The organism is Clostridium caldaquaticum, assembly GCF_023806125.1.
Classification (GTDB): domain Bacteria; phylum Bacillota; class Clostridia; order Clostridiales; family Clostridiaceae; genus Clostridium_AT; species Clostridium_AT caldaquaticum.
The window spans coordinates 152,547-175,630 of record NZ_JAMSKT010000004.1 but is presented as its reverse complement, the minus strand read 5'-3'; the positions used below and the strand labels follow the sequence as shown (position 1 = coordinate 175,630).

The window sequence follows — 23,084 nt, the reverse complement described above, 5'->3', positions numbered from 1 at the left end:
CTTGCCTATATTATTGACAGAGTTTGTACAGAATATACATTTTCATAAATTTTTGTGCCTTGAGCACAGCGAAAGGAATGATAGTTAATATGAGTAGAAAAAGCAGCCTAATTAATATTTTCATATCTATAATAGTAATAATAGGAATGTTATTTTTGATTTACAAAAGATTACCGGATTATTACAATGAAAAAAGTATAATTGAAAATCAAAAAGATACAGATAATATATTGAAATTAAATGAATTAGAACAAAGTTTTAATTCTAAGGAAAATAATCTATTTTCTGTAGCGTTTAAAGTTTCTACAGTAACAGAAAACAATATAAGTAAAATAAAATTTTATTTATTAGATGAAAATAAAACAATAATTTGTGAAAAAATATTAGATAGTCAAAATTTTACACATAATTCTATGGTAAAAATAGACTTTGAAAATCAAGAGGTATCTAAAAATAAGAAATATTATATATTAATTTGTCCCTATTTAAAAAATAATGAAGAAGAGATTAAATTAGCTTGTAGTGATAATGACATTTATAAGGATAGGGACTTGAAAGTAGATGGTGAAAATATTTATAGAGATTTAGTACTAAATATTTATTATAAGAGTAATAAGCTTCAAATAATAAAAAATTCAATAAATAATATGGAATTTCAACCAAATCTTAATGGATTATTGATTATACTATTATTTTTTATAGGCGTATTACTTATAATATTTTTAAATATTTTATAAATTTAAAAAAGGAGATTCAGATTAAAATGATAAAATTCAATATTCCACCTTTTACAGGAAAAGAATTAGAATATATTGAGGAGACAATTAAAAATAATAAGATTTGTGGAGATGGCATTTTTACAAAAAAGTGTAATAAATGGTTAGAAGATAAATTTAATGCACACAAAGCATTGTTAACGACTTCCTGCACTCACGCACTAGAAATGGCAGCAATATTATCAGATATTAAGGAAGGTGACGAAGTAATAATGCCTTCATATACATTTGTCTCAACTGCTGATGCTTTTGTTGGAAGAGGTGCAAAAATTATTTTTGTTGATATTAGACCAGATACTATGAATATAGATGAAAATTTAATTGAAGCAGCTATAACAGATAAGACAAAAGTAATAGTTCCAGTTCATTATGCAGGTGTAGCATGTGAAATGGATAAAATAAATGAAATAGCAAAAAAATACAATCTGATCGTAGTAGAAGATGCTGCACAAGGTGTTATGTCTGAATATAAAGGAAAAGCTTTAGGTACGCTGGGGGAATTTGGATGTTACAGTTTCCATGAAACCAAAAATTACAGTATGGGAGAAGGTGGAGCACTTTTAATTAAAGATGAAAAATATGTAGAAAGAGCTGAAATAATAAGAGAGAAAGGAACAAATAGAAGTAGATTTTTCAGAGGTCAAGTAGACAAATATACTTGGGTAGATTTTGGATCATCATATCTTCCAAGTGATATGAATGCTGCTTATTTGTGGGCTCAATTAGAGTTGGCTGATAAAATTAATGATGACAGGTTAAATTGTTGGAATAAATATTATGAAGGTTTACAAATATTAAGGGATAAAGGTTTTATTGAGCTTCCATATGTTCCTGATGAATGCAAACACAATGCTCATATGTTTTACATAAAGACAAAAGATTTGCAAGAAAGAACTGAATTAATTGCTTACTTAAAGGAAAACGGCATTAATGCTGTATTTCACTATATACCACTTCATAGTGCTCCATTTGGAGAGAAAGTAGGAAAATTTGTTGGTGAAGATAGATATACTACAAAAGAAAGTGAAAGATTATTGAGATTGCCGCTTTATTATGGTCTTTCTCAAGATAATGTTCAGTTTATAATAGATAAACTGAAAGAGTTTTATATATCACAAAATGTTACTAATCTTGTAGCTATTACTAAATAAAAATATTTTATAGCACATATATGGTAAATTTAAATCAAAGTAGAAAGATAATACTATAGTGATTTAACGATATATATGTGCTAAATACTTTTATTATAATAAAGGAGAGAGTTTATTGAAATTTTTTAATTATATAAAAAAAGATAAAAATAATTATTTGAATATTTTATTAGTTTTTGCAATTTTTTTTTGGCCTTTCTATAACTCATTTAAAGGAATTGATCTAGCGGATACAGGATACCATGTTTTTAATTTTTCTAATCTAATCTCCTATTCAGAAAAGGTTAGTTATTCTATATATTTAACTAATTTGCTCGGGTGGGCATGGTTAAAAGTTTTTGGTTTTTTAGGTATTTGGGGGCTTAATTTTTTTGAAGTTATAATAGAAATGATTTTAGTATTTTTATTATATAAAATGCTAAAAAGTTATTTAGGAAAAACCAATACATTAATAGGTTTATTTTTTTCTATTCTTGTTAGCAATACATACTTCAATATAATGAATTATCATCAGCTTACTATGTTATTTTATGCTTTTATAATATATTTTTTATTTTATGGATTAAAAGATGAATCGTATAAAAAACTTTTTATAAGTGGTATTATATTTGGAAGTTCAATTTTTGTAAGATTGCCGAATATAACAGCCATGTGTTTTGCATTTGGAGGTATACTATATTGGTATTGTATAGAAAAAAAAGACAATAAATTTATTTTTAAAACCTTAAGTGTTTTTTTGTTAGGAGCTCTAGTTTCAATTATTTTATTGATCTTATTAATAATTATAAGTGGCCAATTAAATAATTTATATAATTCTATATTTCGATTAAGTGGTATGGCTAGCAGTTCTGGAGGTTATAACATTAAGACACTTATAAAAAAATTTGTTCAAGGTAATATGAAAGCTGTAGTTTCAGGTGGATTAACATTACTTTGGACAATTGTATTAATTTTCAATCTAAACTATTTAAAAAGTGAAAATAAGGAAAGAGGAACGCAAATATTAAAATGGATTATATTTATGTTCTTGTCAATTATATCTGTTTATGGTTACTATATTTCTTACAAGTTAAATGAGGAAGTAGCTTATATACATCCATTTATTTCTTTTTCATTAGGAATACAGTATATTGTTAATTTTATATTTATGCTGTATTTATTAAAAGATAGAAAGGGCAGAGAATTATCATTAATTATATTTTTAGGGATAGTATTCTCAATACTAATGCCTATTGGTTCTAATGTTGGAATAAAACACTCTATTATGGGAATGTGGATTAATTACCCGGTATTAGTATATATAATTGCGAATTTTATAAAAGATGGTTATCTCGATATAAAATTTCATTTAAATAATAATATTTATAATACTATTGCTATGAACGACTCTATAAAAACTATACTAATTTTTTCTTCTATATTGTTTATAATAGTTTTGTGTAACTTTTCCTATAAAATTAATAACTTTGATGATTACAGAAGATACAACTTAAAATATAAAATAAATAGTGAAAAGTTAAAAGGATTAACTACAACTAAAAGAGAAGCTGATGCAGTTAATGGAGTTTTAAATGCCTTAGAACCATACAAACAGAATAATACGCTTATGGTATATGGAAATGCAGTTTTATTTTATTATTTAACTGATATGGTGTCATATTTAGATAAACCATGGGCAAATATAGACTCTTATACTACAGCTGATTTTATTAGAGATTTAAAGAATAAACCTGATATTGATAAAAAGTTACCAATAGTTTTAAAAGCAAAAACTAATACTTACAATGGGTTTAATGAAGAGAATTATTTAACTTTAATTAAAGAAATGAAAGATCAAGATCAGAATGTTAAAGGAAGAAACTTACAAGAGTTTTTAAAAAGACATAATTATGAAACCTTATATGAAAATGATTATTTTATTATATATATAACTAAACAATAATATAAAATTTGAAAATATAAAGAATTATACTTATTGTTAATAACTAAGTTTAAATGGAGGCATTATTGTGAGTGAAGAGGAAATGTATTACTCAATTGTTATTCCAATGTATAACAGTGGTGATTGGATACAAGAATTAACATCTAAGATAACAGATGTTCTAAAAATAACTAATAAAAAGTTTGAAATTATCTTGGTAAATGATTGTAGTCCTGATTTAACAACATGGGATAAAATTGTAGAAACTTGCAAAGTTAATAAAAATGTAAAAGGCATTAATTTAATGCGAAATACTGGACAATATAGAGCAACTATTGCAGGATTAGATAGAGCAATGGGGAAATATGTTGTTACAATGGATGATGACTTTCAGCATAAACCTGAAGAGTTAATTAAACTGATAAATGCCATTGAAAAAGACAATAAATATGATTGTGTTTTTGGAATATATGGTGAACGTAAGGATAGTTTTATAAGAAAAATAGGTTCAAAAGCTTTTAATAAGTTGAATGAAAAAATATATAAAAGACCAAAAGGAATAAAAATATCTAGTTTTAGAATAATGAAAAGAGATATTGCAAAAGCACTTGTAATGTATAAAACCACAAAACCACAAGTAGGACCGTTAATTTTAAAAATAACTAATAAGGTGGGTAATGTAATAGTTGAACATCAAGAACGGATTTATGGTAAAAGCGGGTATAAGTTATCAAAACTTATTAGTGAAACTATAATGTCAATTATTAATGTTTCTACTTTACCTTTGGATATAATGAGTTGGCTTGGATTTTTATCATCATTTTTTTCAGCAGTTGTTGGTGTAATTTATTTGATTTTATATTTATTAGGAAGGGCAAAAGTACCAGGATTCACTACTCTGATATTAAGTACTACATTTTTCTCAGGTTCGATTTTATTTAGTATAGGAATATTAGGTAAATACATTGGAAGAATTATTAATGAGTTAACTGGTTTACCAAACTATATAATTAAAGAAGAGATAGATGGAGATAAAAATTTAAAATAATACAGGAGGAACAATATGAAAAAAATACTAATTTTAGGGACAGGAAATGCACAAGTTGATATCATAGAATATTGTAAAGAGGCTGGTTTTGAGGTACACGCCTGCAGCTATACTACTGGAGGTTCAGGTGAAAAGCTGGTAGATAAGTTTGAACTAATAAATATAATAGATATAGATGGTGTAGAGAAATATGTAAAAGACAATAACATAGATTATGTTTATTCTGCAGGTTCCGATGTTGCTATGCCTACTGCATGTATAGTAAGTGAACGATTAGGATTACCTCATTTTGTAAGCTCTAAAACTGCATTATTATGTAATACAAAAAATGAATTAAGAAAATATTTAAAATTAGATTTTGAAGGAAACATAAAATTTCAGGAAATAACAAATATTAACGATGAAATACATCTAGAGTTTCCTTTAATTATGAAACCAGTTGATTCTCAGGGGCAAAGGGGAGTAACAAGAATAAACAGTCTTGATGAGTTTAAAGAAAAATTCGAGTCTTCAATGAAACATTCACGAGTAAAGAGATTGATCGTAGAAGAATACATTGAAGGCCCCGAAATATCAGTGAACTCTTATTCTATAAATAATGAGGTTGTTTTCTCATTAATATCAGATAGAATAGTATTTAGTGATTTACCAGGAGGAATAATACATAAACATTTGATTCCTACAAGTATAGAGAGTAAAGAAATAAAAAATAGCATAGAAGATTTAGTTAAAAGAGTGCTGGAAAAACTAGAAATTAAAAATGGTCCTGCATATTTTCAAATTAAAATGAAAAATGGTATTGAGCCTAAACTTATAGAAGTTACTCCAAGACTAGATGGATGCCATATGTGGAGATTAATAAAAAAGTATACAGGTAATAACTTATTAGATTGGACAATAAAGCATATTCAAGGAAATTTAAACTTTGTAGATTCTAAGGGGATAAAACCTTTGTATAAAGATAAGAAATTTGTGCTAGAATTCTTATGCGAAAAACCAGGACTAGCATTTAATAAAGAGAAATATGATGTAGGCAATTCTTCTTATTTAAAATGGTATTATGAGAATGGTGATATTGTAAAATCAATGAATGGATATATGGAGAAATGTGGATATATGATAAAAGAATGGGAAGGTAGATAAATTATGAAAGTTCTTGTAACTGGAGCAGCAGGTTTTGTAGGAAAATGGGTACTAAAAATTGCAAGTGAAGAAGGTTATGATGTAGTAGGATTAGATATTCAAGAGTTAGGAGATCATATTTACTTTGATAATAATTATTTTAAATATATTAAATCTTCTTGTCAAATTGATGATTTAGTTAAAATATTACCTGAATTTGAGGGCGTTGTCCATTTAGCTGCAATTAGACCTACAGGTGATTTTGGAATTAATGAATATATAAAAAATATAAAATTAGCCAGTGATGTTATTGAAGCTTGTAGATTGACATCTATTAACAATTTAGTATTAATATCATCAAGATCTGTTTATTCTAATAAGGACATACCTTGGAAAGAAGAAAAACTTAATATTCCACTAAACCTTTATGGGGAATCTAAACTTGCAGTTGATATGTTGGCTGAATTTTATAGTGAAAAGTATGGAATGAATATTAAATCTCTTAGATTAGCTCAAGTATTAGGAGTAGGAGAGAAATCAGGATATCTATTAAATACATTTATTAACAGAGCATTTAAGAAAGAAACTCTTAAGCTTTTCGGTAAAGGTAAAGGAGAAAGACAGTATATATATGTTAAAGATGTAGCATATGCAATACTAGCTGCTTTAGAACATAAAAATATTAAGGGCATATTTAATATTGGAATTGAAGAAACTATTAAAAATTCAGAATTAGGATTAATAATAAATAGAATTTTTGATAATGAAGGTAATTTAGAACAAGAAATAAATATGCCAGAAGACATAAATATTTATAAGATGGATATTACAAAGGCAAAAGATGTTTTAGAGTGGAAGCCGAGATTTACATTTGAAGAGGCATTAAAAGATATTAAAAAAATTATGGAAAACAAATAGAGGTTTTTATGAAACAAAATTCAATGTATAATAAAAAAAGATACTTATTATTGCATTTGTTAGTATTATATTATCCTGTAATAAGTATTGTAGCAAAATATGCATCTAAATACGATGTTTTAACATGGCAGTTTTTGTTGATTTATGGGTTGCAATTATTCTGTATAGGTGTTTACGCTATATTTTGGCAGATGGTTATTAAAGGAATGGATTTGTCTATAGCTTATTCTACTAGAGCGTTGGTTGTTATATACAATATGTTTTGGGCATATATTTTATTTGAAGAGAGAATAAGTTTTAAAAATATCATTGGGTCTATAATTATACTATTAGGGATTTGGGTGGTTACAAAAGATGATTAGTATTGGTCAACTTTATATTATGTTAGCAGTAATACTAACAGCCTTTTCACAAATATTGTTAAAAAAAAGTGCTAACAAAAAGTATACAAGTTTCTTGAGAGAGTATATAAATTTTAGAGTAATATTCTCTTATGGATTATTTTTTATTACAATGCTTTTAAATACTATTTCTTTAAAAACTATAGGATTAAAAGATATTCAAGTATATATGGCATTAAGTTATTTATTTGTTCTGATATTTAGTAGGATAATGTTAGGTGAAAAGATAACTAAAAGGAAATTGATTGGGAATATTATTATTGTATTCGGCATAATAGTATTTAATTTATAAGCATTACTAATGATTTAAAAAATTGGATTAAATTCAATGGTTCAAAGAATTCTTTTAAGAATTAAAACTTCAAAATAAAAATATCTATGGAACAAAAGATTAAAAAAATCCAGTAGAAGGCTTTACAGCTTACTCTACTGGATTTTTTTATGGAAATTTTTTGACGCTTACAACTTTAGTTAAAATTTATGGTTTTGCGCTTACTACCGATGTCCAATTGCCATATACTTTTGTTGTTCCAACCATTACATATGCTCTTGCCTTGTAATAATAAGTTGTTCCTGTGGTCAAGCCTGTATTAATATAAGATAAGTTAGAGGTTGACGTTAAATAGCTATAGTTTCCTGTGTTTGAAGTAGCCCTATATATTTCATAACCACTAGCTCCCGTTACCCCACTCCAAGTAAGTTTAATGCTTGTAGAACTATTACGAGTAGCTGCAAAATTTGCAGGTATTGCAGGAACAGGTTTAGCGTTTACCACAGGTGAAAAATTACCGTATACTTTTGTAGAACCTACAGTAGTATAAGCTCTAACTTTGTAGTAATAAGTAGTTCCAGTAGTTAGTCCAGTGTTAGTAAAACTTGTAGATGTTGTAGTTGATACTAATGAGTAAGTTCCTGAACTTGATGTTGATCTATAAACTTCATAACCGTTAGCGCCGCTTACTGCAGCCCAGCTGATATTTATACTGTTATATGAAGATGATTCTGCTTTTACTGATGTTGGAACAGGAACAGTAATTTCTGTAACTTTTAAAGAATACTTTTGTGTGGTGCTATAGCCTCTAAAAGGAAATACCAATATATAATATTTACCTGATTCAGTGGCATAAAAATCCATACATTCCCCAGTTGTATTCCAATTTTCTGAATATGCAACTATATCTCCGTTTGAATTAATCAAACAAAAGTCGTTATCATTAGGTAAATTTGAAAGTTCAACATGAATAGCTTTATTACTATTAATGTTTAAACTATAAAAATCCCAATCATTAGGAGCTGATATAAATGACTGATAAGTAGTTCCATAATTTATTGGATATGCTGTTGTCATTGTATCATTAGGTTCATATGGATCTCCCATTTCACCAGTTCCTGTAACTACAAGAGAATATTTCTGTGTTATATTATATTCTTCGTAATAAGAATATACCAATATGTAATACTTACCGGTTTGAGTGGCATTAAAATCTATGGACTCTGTTGTCGTACCCTCATTAACTGAAAAATCAACTATACTTCCGTTAGAATTATATAATAATAAGTCATAGTCTTCAGGCAAATTTGAAAGTTCAATATGCATAGTACCAGTATTTATAACATTCAAGCTATAAAAATCTAAATCATTAGATCCTGATATATAAGCCTCATAAGTTGAGCCAAAATTTACTGGATATGCTTCCATAACTGTATTGTTAGGTTCATAGCAATCTTGTATTAGCGTAGCTTTGAGAGTATATTTTTGTGTAGTACTATAGCCTTCAAAAGGAAGTACAAGTATATAATACACACCTGATTCAGTGGCATTAAAACTTATAGATTCATTTGTTGTATTCCAATTATATGAACCTGTTACCCAATTTCCGTTAGAATCAAATAATTCTAAGTCATAGTCGCAAGGCAAATTTGAAAGTTCAATAAAGGTTGTTCCAGTATTAGTAACATTTAACTTATAGTAATCAAAATCATTAGGTGTTGATATATATGACTGGTAATATGTTCCATAATCTATTGAATATGCTGTCTGCATTGTGTCGTTTGGCTCATATGGATCCTCTACTGGTGGTTCTGGATCACCTACACCAACAGAATCAAAAGCATTTTTTACAGCTGTGGCTTCAGCAGAATTTTCACCATATAAATCAACGGCAGATTGTATAAGATAATTTTTTGCATTAGCAAAGTCAGTATATTGACTCATATAATTTACTAAAGCTCTGTAATATATCCTTGCGGTCTTTTCCATACCAATACTTTGAGCAACAAGATATGCAGCTTTATTGGGAATACCTGAATTAGTATGAACCCCACCCCAGTCACCGTATTCATTGTCTGGTAAATACTCATAATCGCTCATATGATCAGGCTGATAATATAATGCAGGATTTGACAGACTTCTTAATGCATCTCCAGAAATATAAGGAGTATAGATATCATCACCTACAACCCAGTCAGCTGCATCAAATGTCCAGTTACCACCGTCAGCAACGTTATATTTGCTGTAGGTTTCAATAAGGACTCCAAATACATCTGCCATTGATTCATTTAAAGCACCTGATTGATTATGATAGTATAAATCTGCAGTATAGTCTATTACCCCATGAGTCATTTCATGACCAACAACATCTAAATCTCCGCTAAGATAAGTAAATAAATAACCGTCGCCATCACCATATACCATTTCATAGCCATCCCAGAAGGCGTTATTATAGTAATAACCATAGTGTGTAAAAGATTTAATATCCATACCACTGTTATCTAAGCTGTTTCTATTAAATAAATTTTTATAGAAGTCAACTACTTTATCCGCATAATGATGTGCACTAACAGAAGCTTTATGATCTTCAGTTCCAAAAAAATTAGTACTATTTGTAACTAAAGTTCCAGAGGTTGTGGAATTATCACAATCATAGGTAAGTATGCTGTTTGTTGATGAATTGGTTAAGTCCTTCATTTGATATTGAGCACTAGACTGGTATAAATTCAGAGACTTAGTATTTCCTTGAACATCAATACCTGAACCTGTAACTGAGCCATCATATCTTATATTATTTTCAGTTTTAATTACATTACCTGAATAAGTTTCAACATAAACATCATAATTTCCTATAGTAGGTTCCATATAGGAGATATTAACCTTATATACTTCATAATTTTTATTGTCTTTGCTTATTATAAGTTTCTCTGCTTTTGGAGTATTTCTTAAACTTTTATAAGTGTATTGCTTTTTTGCTATTTCCACAGCTTTGCTTTCAGAAATTTTATTGTTTCCAAGAGTGGTAATACTTTTATTTTTTTCCACCTTTCCATTAACACTTACTATAACTCCATTTTTGTCAAAATGAACATTTATTAAGCTGCCTTCTACCTTGTTTCCATTAATCATTTGCATAAATTTAACATAGGTATGGCCTAACTCATCTTTTTTTACCTCAACAGTCTTTAACTCATTTGTTACATTATCTATTCCAAATAACTTCTTGTTTTCATCTAAAAAATTGACAGCTGATTTCTCGCCAGGAGTTTGCTTGGCAGAAAGTTTTCCTGATAGAAATACTTGTCCATCTTTTTCGTACAATTTTAGCTTACCATTGCTTAAGTTATTTAGCTTTTGAATATTTTGTACCTTGGTTAGATCTTTTGGCTTTTGAGTAGTTTGTTTTTTGATTGAGTTCCTTAGTTCCTGAATATTTTCAATTTTGCTCAGGTCTTTTGAGTTTTGAATAGTTTGTCCATTAATTAAGTTTTTTAGTTCCTGAATATTTTTTACTTTGCTTAAGTTTTTTGTAGGATTTAATTCTTTCGCAGATGCAGGTATTGAGAAAGAACTAAATAATACTAAGCTTAAAAAAATAGAAATAAATTTTTTTTTCATAATCCCCCTCCTGTTTTAAGTGTATACTGCAGTATGTTTACAAAAAACAACTTCAATACAATATAACCAGAAATTCCTTAAAATGTCAATACAATTCATAAAGCAACTTTTTCGAGAATATTGTATAATAAATGTGTATTTATTTTATGGGAAAGGAAACTAAAATGGTTAAGAAATTATCTAAAATAACTATAATACTCTTAGCATTACTTTTGATAATCAATCAAAATGTACAAGCCTATTCCTTCTATAATAAAAATAATAAAACTGTAAATAAAATTTACAATAGTAATAATAAATTAATTACTAAAAATATAGAATCTCAGCTTAAAAAAGTTCCAAATGAACTAATAATAAAATACAAAAAAGGCACTACACAAATTAAAAAAGAAGCTTCACTAAAGAAAGTAAAAGGTCTTCAAAAAAAGCAGCAGTTAAATCTTGTAAACAGCGATGTTGTAAAGCTTCCAGATGGTACTGATTTGGATGCTGCTATGAAGGCTTTAAAAGAGAATTCAAATGTTGAATTTGTTCAGCCAAACTATATTTATTACCCTGCTGAGCTTACAAGTGATACAAGAAGTTCTGAGCAGTGGGGGCTTCAAAATACAGGACAGGTTATTAACGGACAGCAGGGCACAGCAGGTATTGATATTGATATAAAAAGTGCATGGAATATAACAAAGGGCAGCAGTCAGGTTATTGTTGGCATAATTGATTCAGGAATTGATATAAATCATCCTGAGCTTAAGGATAAGCTTTGGAAAAATCCTGGAGAGATTCCAGGTAATGGTGTAGATGATGATCATAATGGTTATGTTGATGATATAAATGGATGGAATTTCTATGGGGATAATAGCCAGATTTATAATGCTGAAGATGGAGACAGTCATGGAACTCATGTAGCAGGTATTATAGCTGCAGCTTTAAATGGTATAGGTGTTGCAGGTATTGCCCCTGATGTGAGTATTATGCCTTTAAAATTTATTGGACCTTATGGTGGTACTACAACAGATGCAATAGCTGCAATAGAGTATGCTAAGAAAAAAGGCGTTAAAATTCTTAATATGAGCTGGGGAAATGCAAGCTTCGATGCTGCACTGAAAGAGGCTATTGAAAATTCCGGCTGCCTTGTTGTTGCTGCGGCAGGGAATAACGGTGAAAATATTGATACAAGCCCTATATATCCTGCAGCTTTTAACAGCAGCAATATTTTATCTGTAGCAGCTTTAGACAATAAAGGAAGCTTAACGGATTTTTCAAATTATGGCTTAACAAATGTAGACGTTGCAGCTCCAGGACAGGATATATTAAGTACTGTTCCTAGAAAAACTTTGCTAGGTGCTGCAGTTGCAAGCAGCAACGGCATTTATAAAACTTTGCTTCAAGGCTTTGGAATGGAAAGTATAGCTTCAGGTGCTGAGAGAAAAGATTTAATGTCAAGAGTTTTAAGTTTCTTTGGAGTAAGTCAAAGTGATGCCATACTCCTCATTCAAGATGATGAAAGTAGTTATGGCTTTGAGAATATACTTTCTTATTATAAAAATCCTCTGCAGGAACTAGGATTTAATAATGTAACTGTATATAATATTGGTTATTTAAGAAACGGACCTGGCTTTTCAGCCTTAAGGAGTTATAAGCTTGTTATATGGGCTACGGGGGAGGCTGTTGGGTTAGCTGATGATAATAGTTATATTATAACTGAAACGGATCAGAGAAATATAAAAAGCTATCTTGATTGTGGCGGAATGTTTTATGTATCAGGAGAAAATATAGCATATAATTTATCAGATACTAGTTTTATAGAAAATTATCTCCATGCAAAACATTTAACAGATGAATATAACAGAAGATCTGTATCAGGCATGAGTGGAACTTTTTTTGAAGGTAAAAGCTATAATTTAAATACAGCTTATGAGGATATTGTAAAAGCAAGTGATTCTAGTGGACAAGTAGTTTTGGCTTATGATGAGGAGCAAAACTATAATAATGCTTATGAATATTTTTCAGGTACTTCTATGGCAGCGCCTTTTGCTTCAGGAGTAGCGGCACTTTTACTTAGCTATGGTGTGGATGATCCTCTTATTATAAAGCAGAAGATTATAGATACGAGCAAACCTCTTCAAAGCTTAAGCGGAAAAGTTGCCACTGGAGGAATGATAAATGCAGCAGGAGCTTTAGCTTCAGCTAAGAATGCAGGAAAAAGCAATTTATTTCAGAGGCTTTGGGGAGCTAATAGATATGAAACTGCCGTTTCTATTTCAAAGTATGGCTGGAAGGGAGCCAGCAACGCAGTTTTAACTACAGGTGCTGACTTTCCTGATGCTCTTAGTGCTGCTCCTCTTGCTAGAAAATATAATGCACCTATACTTTTAACGGAAAGACAAAGCTTAACTCCTTCTGTTGAAGCAGAGCTTGATAGGCTTGGAGTTAAAAATGTGTTTATTATAGGAGGAGAAGGAGTAGTTTCTAAAGCTGTAGAAGATAGGCTTAGACTAAAGAACATAACATTCACAAGGCTTGGCGGTGTAAACCGCTATGAAACCTCCTTGGCTATAGCAAATTATCTGGGAGGCAGCAGTGAGATTGTTGTTGCCACAGGCAGAGATTTTCCAGATGCGCTTTCTATAGCATCTTATGCAGCTTTTAAAAATGTTCCAATACTTTTAACTGAAACAAATAGTCTTTACAGCGGTATTTCAGACTATATTAGAAAATATGGTGTTAATAAGGCATATGTAATTGGAGGTTATGGAGTAGTATCAGACTTTGTGCTTAACAGCCTGCCAAATGGTGAGAGAATAGCAGGAAACAATAGATATGAAACAAATACTGCTGTGTTAAATAAGTTCAGTGGAGAATTTGATATAACAACTATGTATTTTGCAACGGGACAGGACTTTCCAGATGCTTTGGCAGGTTCAGTGCTTGCTGCAGCTACTAAGTCTCCAATTGTGCTGCTTGGAAAAACTGGTGCAAGTGCAGCTACAAGCAGTTATATAAAGGGAAACCTAAGCAGAATACAAAATAAGCAGGTGCTTGGAGGAGAAGGGGCGGTTTCAAGCAGTGTTATGAATAGTCTGCTTCAATAGTATGATAAAAGGCAGTTCAAAGCTATGAACTGCCTTTTATTAACACCAATATATTTTTTGCTAAGTTTATATTAAAGTATATAGATGCCTTTCTTTTTTAAGTTATTAATTTACAGCAGAAAGCTGCTTGCATCTATTCTTAATATCAGTTAAGTTTAACTCCTTTGTTTAAATTTTCTTTTATTTTTTCAGCTACTGTTTCACCGAATTTATAAGCCTCTAAAAGCTCTTTTTCGCTAGGTTTAAAGTTAATTTTAAGTCCTGGAGTTATAAGTTTCATCCTTAAAGCTTTAAGTCTTGATTCAATATTTGGTACAGCCTCTCCGCTCCAGCCAAAGGAACCAAAGGCTGCAGCTATTTTCCCGCCGTGAACTAACGGGTTCATTGTGATTAATAATTCCATTATTGGTTTTAGAGCATCACCGTTTATAGTTGGGGAACCGAAGAGCACTGCATCTGCCCAATAAATTTTGTTTAGGATATCTTCTTGTTTATGGTATATAACGTTGAATAAATCAACAATAGCATCATCAATTCTTGACTTTATTCCCTCGGCAATTTTATTTGCCATATCTTCAGTAAACCCGTAGGCTGATACATATGGTATAACAACCCTTGTTTTCCCGTCAGATGGAGCTGTCTCTGTGCTCCATTTTCTGTAAGTTTCTTTATAAAACTCTATATTTCCTCTAAGTATTGGACCGTGGCCTGTGCATATAGTATCGATTTCTAAGTATTTAATTTTATCAAGAGCTTTAAGAACATAAGGTTTAAAAGGTCCCATTATGCAGTCATAATAGTATTTTAAGGAATCCATGTATTCATTTTCTTTTTCTTTTGGAATTAAATCTCTAAACATTTCATCAAAGCAGTAATGGCTTCCAAAAGAGTCGCAGGTCATAAGCACATGGTCTTCTTCTACATAAGTGTAAATTGAATCTGGCCAATGCAAAAATGGTGCTTCAATAAATCTTAAAGTTTTATTTCCAAGGCTTAATGTATCGCCTTGCTTTACTATTATTTCTTCAAAAGGTCTGTTTGTTATTTGCTTTAAAAAGCGTATGGCAGCAGCTGAACCAACTATTTTTGCGTTTTTTGCATAGTCTAAAAGTTTTGCTACAGAACCAGCGTGGTCAGGCTCTGTATGTTCTATTATAATGTAGGCTATTTCATCAAAGTTTATGTTTAAGGATTTCAGTCTTTCAAGATATTGTTCAAAAGTTTTTTCTTTAACAGTTTCAAATAGGGCTGTTTTTTCGCTTCCTTTAACTACATAGGAGTTGTAAGTTGTTCCATAAGGAGTGTACATTATTACGTCAAAAATTCTAAGGTTAGGGTCTAGTGAACCTACCCAGTAAATGTCTTTCTTTACTTCTAAAGCTCTCATCATTTAAAATCACCCTTCATTAATGTTTATGTACAAATTATCAGTTGATAATATTTATCCGTTAAGTTTGAATTAATTATAATATATTGTTAAAAATAAATCAATAATAAATGCTAATTATATCTATATTATTACTAAAATTTAATATTCTATTAAAAAAATAAGTGCATATTTTTTACATTGTCTGCAAAAAATAAATTGTGATTAACGGAAGGGAAGTGATATAGATGAATAGCAAGGAATATATGAAAAAAGTATATAGAAGGTTTTCAGATTTTGTCTCAATAGCATCAGCAAGAGAGCTTGAATTTTTCGTTTTAGATTCAAAATTCACTTCAAGTTTTAATTACAGAATGAAGAAAATGTTAGAGGAAATAAAAGCAGAAAAAAATGATGATATAGAATTCAGTATAATGTTTAATACAAGCGGTGAAATTGTCTTAATAGATGCTAATATTCTGGGAAAGTACATAGGAAATAATTATAACATATCTATAGAAGAGTACTATAAGAATGCTTCACTGAATAAAATAATTAAAGATGTCATTAATGGCAGTGAGAAATCACAAAAAGACTTTGTAATCATTTCTTACAGTATTTTGTATCATACTTTAGATACCATTTACAGTGAAATTAAGTGTAAAAAAGACACTGTGGATAAGTATAAAAAAGATTATCTGCTGACAGACTATGAGGGTGGTGATATTGGAGCAGTGATTGCCAGCATATTAATTTTAGAAGACATATGCAGGTACATAGGTATTAGAGAAAATTTAGTTTTACAAGCAATTAATGATGTTGTTTATAGAAAAAATATATAGTCAATTTTATAACGTTTTCGACACAAAGCAGAACAAATTGTGTAAAATATGTAATATTATAGAATTAAGTACTGTAAGAAATGTTAATAATGGGTTTTGCGTGTCATAATAAAGGGATAATATATTATAAATGGCTATCAGATTACGACAATGTTTTTTTGTGTATAATGTTAATATTGTGATAAAGAGATTTATGGGGGGTGGAGAACTGTTCTAGTGAGCCTATTGTGTATATTGATAAAACAATCCACAAATGTTAATAATTATTGTGATAATTGTGGACAACTTAAACGCAGAGCTCAGAACAGAATTTTATGATGATAGTAGAAAGCATGATTAGAAATGAATTAAGTGACGGAATGAAACGTAATTATTTTTATAGGCTTACAAAGGATAAAATTTCACTTTCAATAGGTGCAGATGAAATGGAAGTACAGTCTTATGGAATTGAAATTGAAAGACAGGATGTAGTAAATGGTTCAATAGTTAATATTGAGAGAGAAGCTGTTAAGAGCATAAGTCCTCATAGACATAAGGTACATAATCTTCTTAAGATGTTGTGCGACAGCTGTGTTTCACCAGTACATCTGATTGATATTCTCGGGGAATATATAGATGAGTATATTGTGGATTTTGATGAAGCTTTAAAAGAAATATCAGCGTATTAAAAGAGGAGTTGATTCCTCTTTTTTTAGTTTAAAGAAAATTAAAGTTTTAGGGTAAACCTTAAGATTTAACAGCGAAAGCAACTTTATTGCTTTTTTTATATTCTTTAAAGTGATTTAGTGATAAAATAAATATAGTATTACTTTAAATTTTGACTCTTAGCTGGTTAAGTGATTAAAAATAAATCTTATATAAACCATTAGAGGAGGAAGTAAAATGATTATCGGGGTTGGTGTGGATATAGTTGAAATTAGGAGGATAAAAGAGGCTCTTGACAGGACAGAGAATTTTGTGGAGAAACTCTTTTCCAAGGAGGAAATTGAGTATTTAAAAAGCAGGGGGTTAAGGCCGGAGTATGTGGCGGGGAGGTTTGCTGCTAAGGAGGCTATTGCTAAGGCTTTAGGAACAGGTTTCAGGGGATTTAATATTAAAGATATTGTAATAGATAGGACTGCTCTTGGGAAACCTATTGTTGTGTTTAAAGGTAAAGCGAAGCTTATTGCTCAAAAGTATGGAGATTATAAAGTGCACTTAAGCATATCTCATGGTGAAGATAATGCTATTGCTTATGCACTTCTTGAAAGCGGTGAAGGTTTGGGAGACAGAGAGTGTGATAATCTTTCTGTGCAATATAGGAATGCAGGAGAGGATGACAGTGAAAATAGCAGCAAGCTCAATAATGAGAGAGATTGATAAATACTGTATAGAAACTTTGAAAATTCCTGGTATAGTGCTAATGGAAAATGCAGCACTTAAGATTATAAAAAATATAGATCTTAAAAATTGTAAATCTTTTTCTATTATATGCGGCAGCGGCAATAATGGAGGTGATGGCTTTGCAGTTGCAAGGCATCTTTTTGTACTGGGGAAAAAGGTTGATGTGTTTTTAGTTGGCAGTGAGGACAATATGAGCACGGACTGCAAAGTAAATTATACAGCTTTAAAAAATTTAGGGGTTGCAATAAATAAGGTCAGTAATGTTGAGGATTTAAGCGAATTAAGAGAGGCCGTTTTAAGATGTGAAATAACTATAGATGCTATATTTGGAACAGGACTTAAAAGAAATATTGAGGGTATATATGACTTAGTTATATCTGTAATGAATGAGAATAGTAAATTTATACTGTCTATAGATGTACCTTCAGGTTTCAACAGTGATACAGGAAAAGTTTTAGGAAATTGTATAAAAGCTCATAAAACAGTAACCTTTCAGCTTTATAAAAGAGGTTTTCTAAACTATGGAAGCGATAGGTATACAGGGGAAGTTGCAGTTGAAGCTATTGGAATACCAGAATTTGCAGTAGATAAATTTCATGATAATGAATTTATTGTTGAAAAATATATGTTAAAAGAGAAGATTAAGGTGAGAGATAAATATTCTCATAAGGGTGATTTTGGCAAAATTTTAATAGCTGCTGGTTCAAGAGGCTTTACTGGAGCAGCATATATTGCAGCGGAAGCAGCAGTAAAAAGTGGTGCGGGCCTTGTTACTTTAGCCTGCAGTAGGGATATTCAGGATGTGTTAAGTTCTAAGTTAGTTGAAGCTATGACTGTAAATTATGAAGATAAGGACAGGTTGAAGGATATAATAACAAAGTGTGATTGTATTGCAGTTGGGCCAGGACTTGGTAATAATGAAGACACCTTTCATTTGCTTCAATTCATTTTAGAAAATGCTGCTTGTCCTGTAGTAATTGATGCTGATGGAATAAATGTACTTAAGGATAAGCTTTTTGTTTTAAAAAATAGAAAACATAAAATTATTATAACTCCACATCCGGGAGAAATGTCCAGAATAACTGGGTTTACTGCAGGGGATATTAATGAAAACAGAATAGAGATTGCTAAAAATTTTGCTAAAGAGCATGGAATTATAGTGCTGCTAAAAGGTTATAATACGGTGATTACAGATGGAGAGAAGGTTTTTATTAATCCAACGGGCAATAGTTCTATGGCTTCAGGGGGAATGGGTGATTGTTTAACAGGAATAATAACTTCTTTTATAGCTCAAGGTTATAAAGAACTGGAAGCTGTATATATGGCTGCTTTTGTTCATGGTTATGCTGGTGAAATGCTTTCAGAGAATTTGTTTTGTGTAAGCGCCAGCAGTATAATTGAAAGTTTATCCGAAATTATAAAAGAACTGCAGAGATAAAAGAATATTAGTAAGACAAGCAGAATAGTATTAGTAATAGAATTAGTAATAGAATTAATAGTAAGGGAGCATGACATGAGAAGGAAGTTACTAATACTATTTTCTGTAATATTTGTTTTTACTATTATAGTTATATTTTATGGCTGCGGAAAATCTAAAAAAGATCCTAACGAAGTTACAAATTATTTAAAGGATTTAAAAACTTATAGTACAGATTTTATTATAGAAATTAAAAATGATAAACAAGTGATAACATATGAGGGAAAGCATTATTACAGCAAGGCTTTAGGGCATAGAATGGAACTTGGACAAGACAGGGTCTTTATATACAAAGGGGATAAGATATATGCCCATGATGTTAAAAATAATGTCAGGTATACTGTGGACAAGAAGTTTGATAGTGGTTTTCTGCTTAGTTTTGTGGAAGAATATATAAATCTTTTGTATACAAACGAAGAGATAAAATATGAATTTAAGGAAAATGAAATGAAGAAATATCAGCTTATACACCTATTGATTCCAGGGTTAAACAAAGATACGGAAAAGGCTGTTATGTATGTAGAACTTACAAGCAATCTGCCAGAAAAGGTAATAATATATGACGAAAAAGACAATGAAAAAGTTAAAATAACTTATAAAAATTTTCAACCCAATCCTGAATTAAAACAGGAATTATTTAAAGTGGAATAAGTGGACATACATGGAGGGATAAGATTTGTTTAAACACTTAAGACCAGTATGGGCAGAGGTAGATCTGGATAGATTAGCTCATAATATGAGAGAGATAAGAAGGATTGCAAGAAGCAGGGAAATTATAGCTGTAATTAAAGCTGACGGTTATGGTCATGGAGCTTTGGATATTGCTCCAACTCTGCTTGAAAATGGAGCAACAAGATTAGCTGTTGCAGTCTTAAATGAAGCTGTAGAACTTAAAAGAGGTGGAATTATGGCACCTGTGATGGTGCTTGGATTTACACCTCCAAGCTTAATAGACATGCTTCTAAGATACGACATTGAACAGACAGTTTATTCCTTTGAGCTGGCTAAGGAAATATCAGATTTAGCAAGAAAAAAACATAAGACAGCTAAAATTCATATAGCTTTGGATACAGGCATGGGCAGAATTGGTTTTTTACCAGATGAGAAAAGCTTGGAAGAGGTATATAAAATTAGCAAATTGCCTAACATAATTATAGAAGGTTTATATTCACATTTTTCTACTGCAGATGAAAAGGATAAATCCTATGCTGAAATTCAGCTTAATAAATATAATGATTTTTATGATAAATTAGTAAAGCTGGGTGTGAATATAAAAATAAGACATATTGCAAATAGTGCGGCAATAATTGATATGCCGGAAACTCATTTTGAAGCAGTCAGGCCGGGAATTATACAATATGGTTATTATCCATCTCAGGAAGTCTTTAAAGATAAAATAGATTTAAAACCTGTAATGTCTTTAAAAACAAATATTGTTCACATAAAAAACCTTCCAGCTGGGGAATATATAAGCTATGGAAGGAAATTTCAAACATCCAGGGAAAGTATAATAGCTACTCTTCCAGTAGGCTATGCAGATGGTTATACAAGGCTTCTTTTTGAGAAAGCAAAGGTAATTGTAAAAGGAAGCTTTGTACCAGTTGTTGGTCGAATTTGTATGGATCAGTGTATGGTAGATATTACCGATATAAAGGATGTAAAGCTTGGTGATGAAGTTATACTGATGGGAGAACAAGGCGATTTAAAATTTACTGCAGAGGATATAGGCAATCTTCTTGGTACAATAAATTATGAGGTTACCTGTATGATTAGCAAAAGAGTTCCTAGAGTTTATATAAAAAATGGGGAAGTTGTAAAAATAAGAAATTATGTTTGGTAAAATAAGGAATTATAAATTATTTTTTGACATATTGACAGTTTGTAGAGTATAATTGTATCATATATATTTGCGCACTTTTTTAGATATAAATTCTACTTGTGAATGCAAATAGATTATACAGTATGCTACTTTCAGATAAGTACCTAGTATACGAAGTTTTAGGAGGCGTTGTTTCTCATGGCAGGTTCAAAAAAACTCGTAGTTAACCTCACAGAGTCATTATTCAATGAATTTAATAAAGCTCTTGAAGAAGATTGTAAAAAAAGAAGTGAATTTATTCGAGAAGCTATAATATTATATATTGAGGAGAAAAAAAGACTTAACCTAATGGATCAGATGAGAAAGGGATATATGGATATGGCTCAGCTGAATCTTGAAATAGCAGAAATGGGCTTTGCAAATGATATAGATGAGTTAAAAAAGTATGAAGCGAAGCTTTCGGAGAGTGATTTTCCTAATGACAACAGTAGTGAAAAGAGGAGATATATTTTATGCTGATTTAAGCCCAGTAGTAGGCTCAGAACAAGGGGGAATAAGACCGGTTATCATTATACAAAATGATGTGGGGAATAAATACAGTCCTACGGTAATTGTAGCTGCAATTACATCACAGATAAACAAAGCGAAACTTCCAACTCATGTTGAAATCTCCTCAGAGGAATATGGATTAAATAAAGATTCAGTAGTTTTGCTTGAACAAATTAGAACACTCGACAAAAAAAGACTAAAGGAAAAAATAGGTCATATGACTGAAGGGGACATGAAAAAAGTGGATGAAGCACTTTCTATAAGTGTTGGGTTGTAATGGGGGCTTTTAAAGGCCCCTTTTTAGGTTTAGAAAAAATGTTTTCAAGGGGGAATCATATGAAAAAGTTCAAAGAATATTTATTGATTACAATGGGTTTTTTGCTTGTAGCACTTTCGCTGGAGCTTTTTCTTGTTCCAAATAAAATAGCTGCAGGCGGAGTATCCGGTATAGCTATAATAATAAACAGTATTTTTCCAGTGTTTGATGTTGGATTTTTGATGCTGGGCATGAATATTATTTTGTTTATAATTGGATTTTTAGTTATTGGAAATAAGTTTGGAGCTAAAAGCATATATGCAAGTTTGGGTTTATCAGGTGCTATATGGATAATGGATAGATTTGAACTGTATAATAGAGTGCTTACAAAAGATTTGCTGCTTGCTTCTGTATTTGGTACCCTTCTTTCTGGTATAGGAATGGCTATGGTTTTTAATCAGAATGCTTCTACCGGCGGTACGGATATACTCGCTAAAATATTAAATAAATTTTTTCATCTTGATATAGGAAAATCCCTGCTTGCAGTTGATTTTGTAGTTACTTTGTTTGCAGGAGTGAGCTTTGGTGCGGATATAGCTATGTATGCACTTCTAGCAGTTATAGTAAATGGTTTTGTAATAGATAATGTAATAGAAGGTTTAAATTCCTGTAAAGAAGTTATGATTATAAGCAGCAAGTTAGAGGAAATTGGAAATTACATAATAAAGGAATTAGACAGGGGATATACAATTTTTCATGGAAAAGGCGGTTTCACCGGAAAAAATACAAAAATATTGTATACTGTGCTTTATAGAAGGCAGTTTATTAAGCTTAAAAAATTTATAAAAGAAATAGATAGTAAAGCTTTCATTACTATAAGTGAGTCTCATGAGGTGCTGGGAGAAGGTTTTAAAGATATAGTAGGAGATGAGTAACAGGATGCCAGGCATTTGTTAAGTGCCTGGCATTTGTTCATAGTTTTTTTATTAAATTAAATTTCATATTAAGTACAAGCTGTGTTATAATGTTAGTGTGGATGGTGTATTTTTGTGTATAAATATAGATAAATAAGGA

At 30.4% G+C, this 23,084-nt stretch carries 19 protein-coding genes and 1 pseudogene; 18 read left to right on the top strand and 2 right to left on the bottom strand.

The window, feature by feature from the left end:
* Positions 1-155: 155 nt before the first annotated feature.
* From M2651_RS04015 to M2651_RS03980, 8 genes are all read left to right on the top strand, one after another.
* Complete coding sequence (locus M2651_RS04015; protein WP_252131051.1) at positions 156-737, top strand: hypothetical protein; 582 nt, start codon at positions 156-158, stop codon at positions 735-737.
* A 26-nt stretch (positions 738-763) separates the two neighbouring features.
* Complete coding sequence (rffA, locus tag M2651_RS04010) at positions 764-1,927, top strand: dTDP-4-amino-4,6-dideoxygalactose transaminase (protein ID WP_252131050.1); 1,164 nt, start codon at positions 764-766, stop codon at positions 1,925-1,927.
* Between the two features lie 115 nt (positions 1,928-2,042).
* The gene (locus M2651_RS04005; protein ID WP_252131049.1) at positions 2,043-3,869 is read left to right on the top strand and encodes a glycosyltransferase family 39 protein; all 1,827 of its coding nucleotides are present in this window, start codon (positions 2,043-2,045) and stop codon (positions 3,867-3,869) included.
* Between the two features lie 67 nt (positions 3,870-3,936).
* Positions 3,937-4,896 carry a glycosyltransferase family 2 protein gene (locus M2651_RS04000; RefSeq protein ID WP_252131048.1) on the top strand — a complete coding sequence of 320 codons (960 nt, stop codon included), beginning with the start codon at positions 3,937-3,939 and terminating at the stop codon, positions 4,894-4,896.
* Between the two features lie 15 nt (positions 4,897-4,911).
* Complete coding sequence (locus M2651_RS03995; RefSeq protein ID WP_252131047.1) at positions 4,912-6,039, top strand: ATP-grasp domain-containing protein; 1,128 nt, start codon at positions 4,912-4,914, stop codon at positions 6,037-6,039.
* A gap of 3 nt (positions 6,040-6,042) precedes the next feature.
* Complete coding sequence (locus M2651_RS03990; RefSeq protein WP_252131046.1) at positions 6,043-6,936, top strand: NAD-dependent epimerase/dehydratase family protein; 894 nt, start codon at positions 6,043-6,045, stop codon at positions 6,934-6,936.
* Positions 6,937-6,944: 8 nt separating this feature from the next.
* Positions 6,945-7,298, top strand: coding sequence for an EamA family transporter (locus M2651_RS03985; RefSeq protein WP_252131045.1), 354 nt, complete (start codon positions 6,945-6,947; stop codon positions 7,296-7,298).
* Positions 7,291-7,629, top strand: coding sequence for an EamA family transporter (locus M2651_RS03980; RefSeq protein WP_252131044.1), 339 nt, complete (start codon positions 7,291-7,293; stop codon positions 7,627-7,629). The genes M2651_RS03985 and M2651_RS03980 overlap by 8 nt, the downstream gene beginning before the upstream one ends.
* Before the next feature lie 186 nt (positions 7,630-7,815).
* Here the strand turns inward: M2651_RS03980 and M2651_RS03975 are convergent, their stop codons facing one another.
* Complete coding sequence (locus tag M2651_RS03975) at positions 7,816-11,226, bottom strand: M4 family metallopeptidase (RefSeq protein WP_252131043.1); 3,411 nt, start codon at positions 11,224-11,226, stop codon at positions 7,816-7,818.
* A gap of 164 nt (positions 11,227-11,390) precedes the next feature.
* Here M2651_RS03975 and M2651_RS03970 point away from each other — a divergent pair, with 164 nt between their 5' ends.
* Positions 11,391-14,318 carry a cell wall-binding repeat-containing protein gene (locus M2651_RS03970; protein WP_252131042.1) on the top strand — a complete coding sequence of 976 codons (2,928 nt, stop codon included), beginning with the start codon at positions 11,391-11,393 and terminating at the stop codon, positions 14,316-14,318.
* A 145-nt stretch (positions 14,319-14,463) separates the two neighbouring features.
* On the opposite strand, the gene M2651_RS03965 is transcribed toward M2651_RS03970, so the two are convergent.
* Positions 14,464-15,708, bottom strand: a complete 1,245-nt coding sequence (locus M2651_RS03965) for an FprA family A-type flavoprotein (RefSeq protein WP_252131041.1) — start codon at positions 15,706-15,708, stop codon at positions 14,464-14,466.
* Between the two features lie 224 nt (positions 15,709-15,932).
* On the opposite strand from M2651_RS03965, the gene M2651_RS03960 reads away from it, so the two are divergent.
* From M2651_RS03960 to M2651_RS03920, 9 genes and pseudogenes are all read left to right on the top strand, one after another.
* The gene (locus M2651_RS03960) at positions 15,933-16,526 is read left to right on the top strand and encodes a hypothetical protein (RefSeq protein WP_252131040.1); all 594 of its coding nucleotides are present in this window, start codon (positions 15,933-15,935) and stop codon (positions 16,524-16,526) included.
* Positions 16,527-16,840: 314 nt separating this feature from the next.
* A complete protein-coding gene (locus tag M2651_RS03955; RefSeq protein ID WP_350338287.1) occupies positions 16,841-17,194 on the top strand; it encodes a DUF6514 family protein in 354 nt (117 codons plus the stop codon).
* Between the two features lie 214 nt (positions 17,195-17,408).
* A pseudogene (gene acpS, locus M2651_RS03950) lies at positions 17,409-17,774 on the top strand (holo-ACP synthase); the annotation flags it as partial.
* Positions 17,775-17,847: 73 nt separating this feature from the next.
* Positions 17,848-19,347 (top strand): NAD(P)H-hydrate dehydratase, encoded by a 1,500-nt coding sequence (locus M2651_RS03945; protein WP_252131039.1) that lies wholly within the window; start codon positions 17,848-17,850, stop codon positions 19,345-19,347.
* Positions 19,348-19,422: 75 nt separating this feature from the next.
* The gene (locus M2651_RS03940) at positions 19,423-20,037 is read left to right on the top strand and encodes a germination lipoprotein GerS-related protein (protein ID WP_252131038.1); all 615 of its coding nucleotides are present in this window, start codon (positions 19,423-19,425) and stop codon (positions 20,035-20,037) included.
* A gap of 25 nt (positions 20,038-20,062) precedes the next feature.
* Complete coding sequence (alr, locus tag M2651_RS03935; RefSeq protein ID WP_252131037.1) at positions 20,063-21,226, top strand: alanine racemase; 1,164 nt, start codon at positions 20,063-20,065, stop codon at positions 21,224-21,226.
* 177 nt (positions 21,227-21,403) lie between these two features.
* Positions 21,404-21,724: a CopG family ribbon-helix-helix protein gene (locus M2651_RS03930; protein WP_252131036.1), complete on the top strand. Its 321-nt coding sequence runs from the start codon at positions 21,404-21,406 to the stop codon at positions 21,722-21,724.
* On the top strand, positions 21,684-22,031 hold the full coding sequence (locus M2651_RS03925) for a type II toxin-antitoxin system PemK/MazF family toxin (RefSeq protein ID WP_034568782.1): 348 nt from the start codon (positions 21,684-21,686) through the stop codon (positions 22,029-22,031). Before M2651_RS03930 ends, M2651_RS03925 begins: the two co-directional genes overlap by 41 nt.
* Positions 22,032-22,090: 59 nt before the next feature.
* On the top strand, positions 22,091-22,945 hold the full coding sequence (locus M2651_RS03920) for a YitT family protein (RefSeq protein ID WP_252131035.1): 855 nt from the start codon (positions 22,091-22,093) through the stop codon (positions 22,943-22,945).
* Positions 22,946-23,084: the final 139 nt, after the last annotated feature.

What these genes read in the sequence shown, in the direction of transcription:
- rffA (WP_252131050.1), top strand. Translation starts at nt 764, where the DNA reads ATGATAAAATTCAATATTCCACCTTTTACAGGAAAAGAATTAGAATAT.
- M2651_RS03995 (WP_252131047.1), top strand. Translation starts at nt 4,912, where the DNA reads ATGAAAAAAATACTAATTTTAGGGACAGGAAATGCACAAGTTGATATC.
- M2651_RS03990 (WP_252131046.1), top strand. Translation starts at nt 6,043, where the DNA reads ATGAAAGTTCTTGTAACTGGAGCAGCAGGTTTTGTAGGAAAATGGGTA.
- M2651_RS03985 (WP_252131045.1), top strand. Translation starts at nt 6,945, where the DNA reads ATGAAACAAAATTCAATGTATAATAAAAAAAGATACTTATTATTGCAT.
- M2651_RS03980 (WP_252131044.1), top strand. Translation starts at nt 7,291, where the DNA reads ATGATTAGTATTGGTCAACTTTATATTATGTTAGCAGTAATACTAACA.
- M2651_RS03975 (WP_252131043.1), bottom strand. Translation starts at nt 11,226, where the DNA reads ATGAAAAAAAAATTTATTTCTATTTTTTTAAGCTTAGTATTATTTAGT.
- M2651_RS03970 (WP_252131042.1), top strand. Translation starts at nt 11,391, where the DNA reads ATGGTTAAGAAATTATCTAAAATAACTATAATACTCTTAGCATTACTT.
- M2651_RS03965 (WP_252131041.1), bottom strand. Translation starts at nt 15,708, where the DNA reads ATGATGAGAGCTTTAGAAGTAAAGAAAGACATTTACTGGGTAGGTTCA.
- M2651_RS03960 (WP_252131040.1), top strand. Translation starts at nt 15,933, where the DNA reads ATGAATAGCAAGGAATATATGAAAAAAGTATATAGAAGGTTTTCAGAT.
- M2651_RS03955 (WP_350338287.1), top strand. Translation starts at nt 16,841, where the DNA reads ATGATGATAGTAGAAAGCATGATTAGAAATGAATTAAGTGACGGAATG.
- M2651_RS03940 (WP_252131038.1), top strand. Translation starts at nt 19,423, where the DNA reads ATGAGAAGGAAGTTACTAATACTATTTTCTGTAATATTTGTTTTTACT.
- M2651_RS03930 (WP_252131036.1), top strand. Translation starts at nt 21,404, where the DNA reads ATGGCAGGTTCAAAAAAACTCGTAGTTAACCTCACAGAGTCATTATTC.
- M2651_RS03925 (WP_034568782.1), top strand. Translation starts at nt 21,684, where the DNA reads ATGACAACAGTAGTGAAAAGAGGAGATATATTTTATGCTGATTTAAGC.
- M2651_RS03920 (WP_252131035.1), top strand. Translation starts at nt 22,091, where the DNA reads ATGAAAAAGTTCAAAGAATATTTATTGATTACAATGGGTTTTTTGCTT.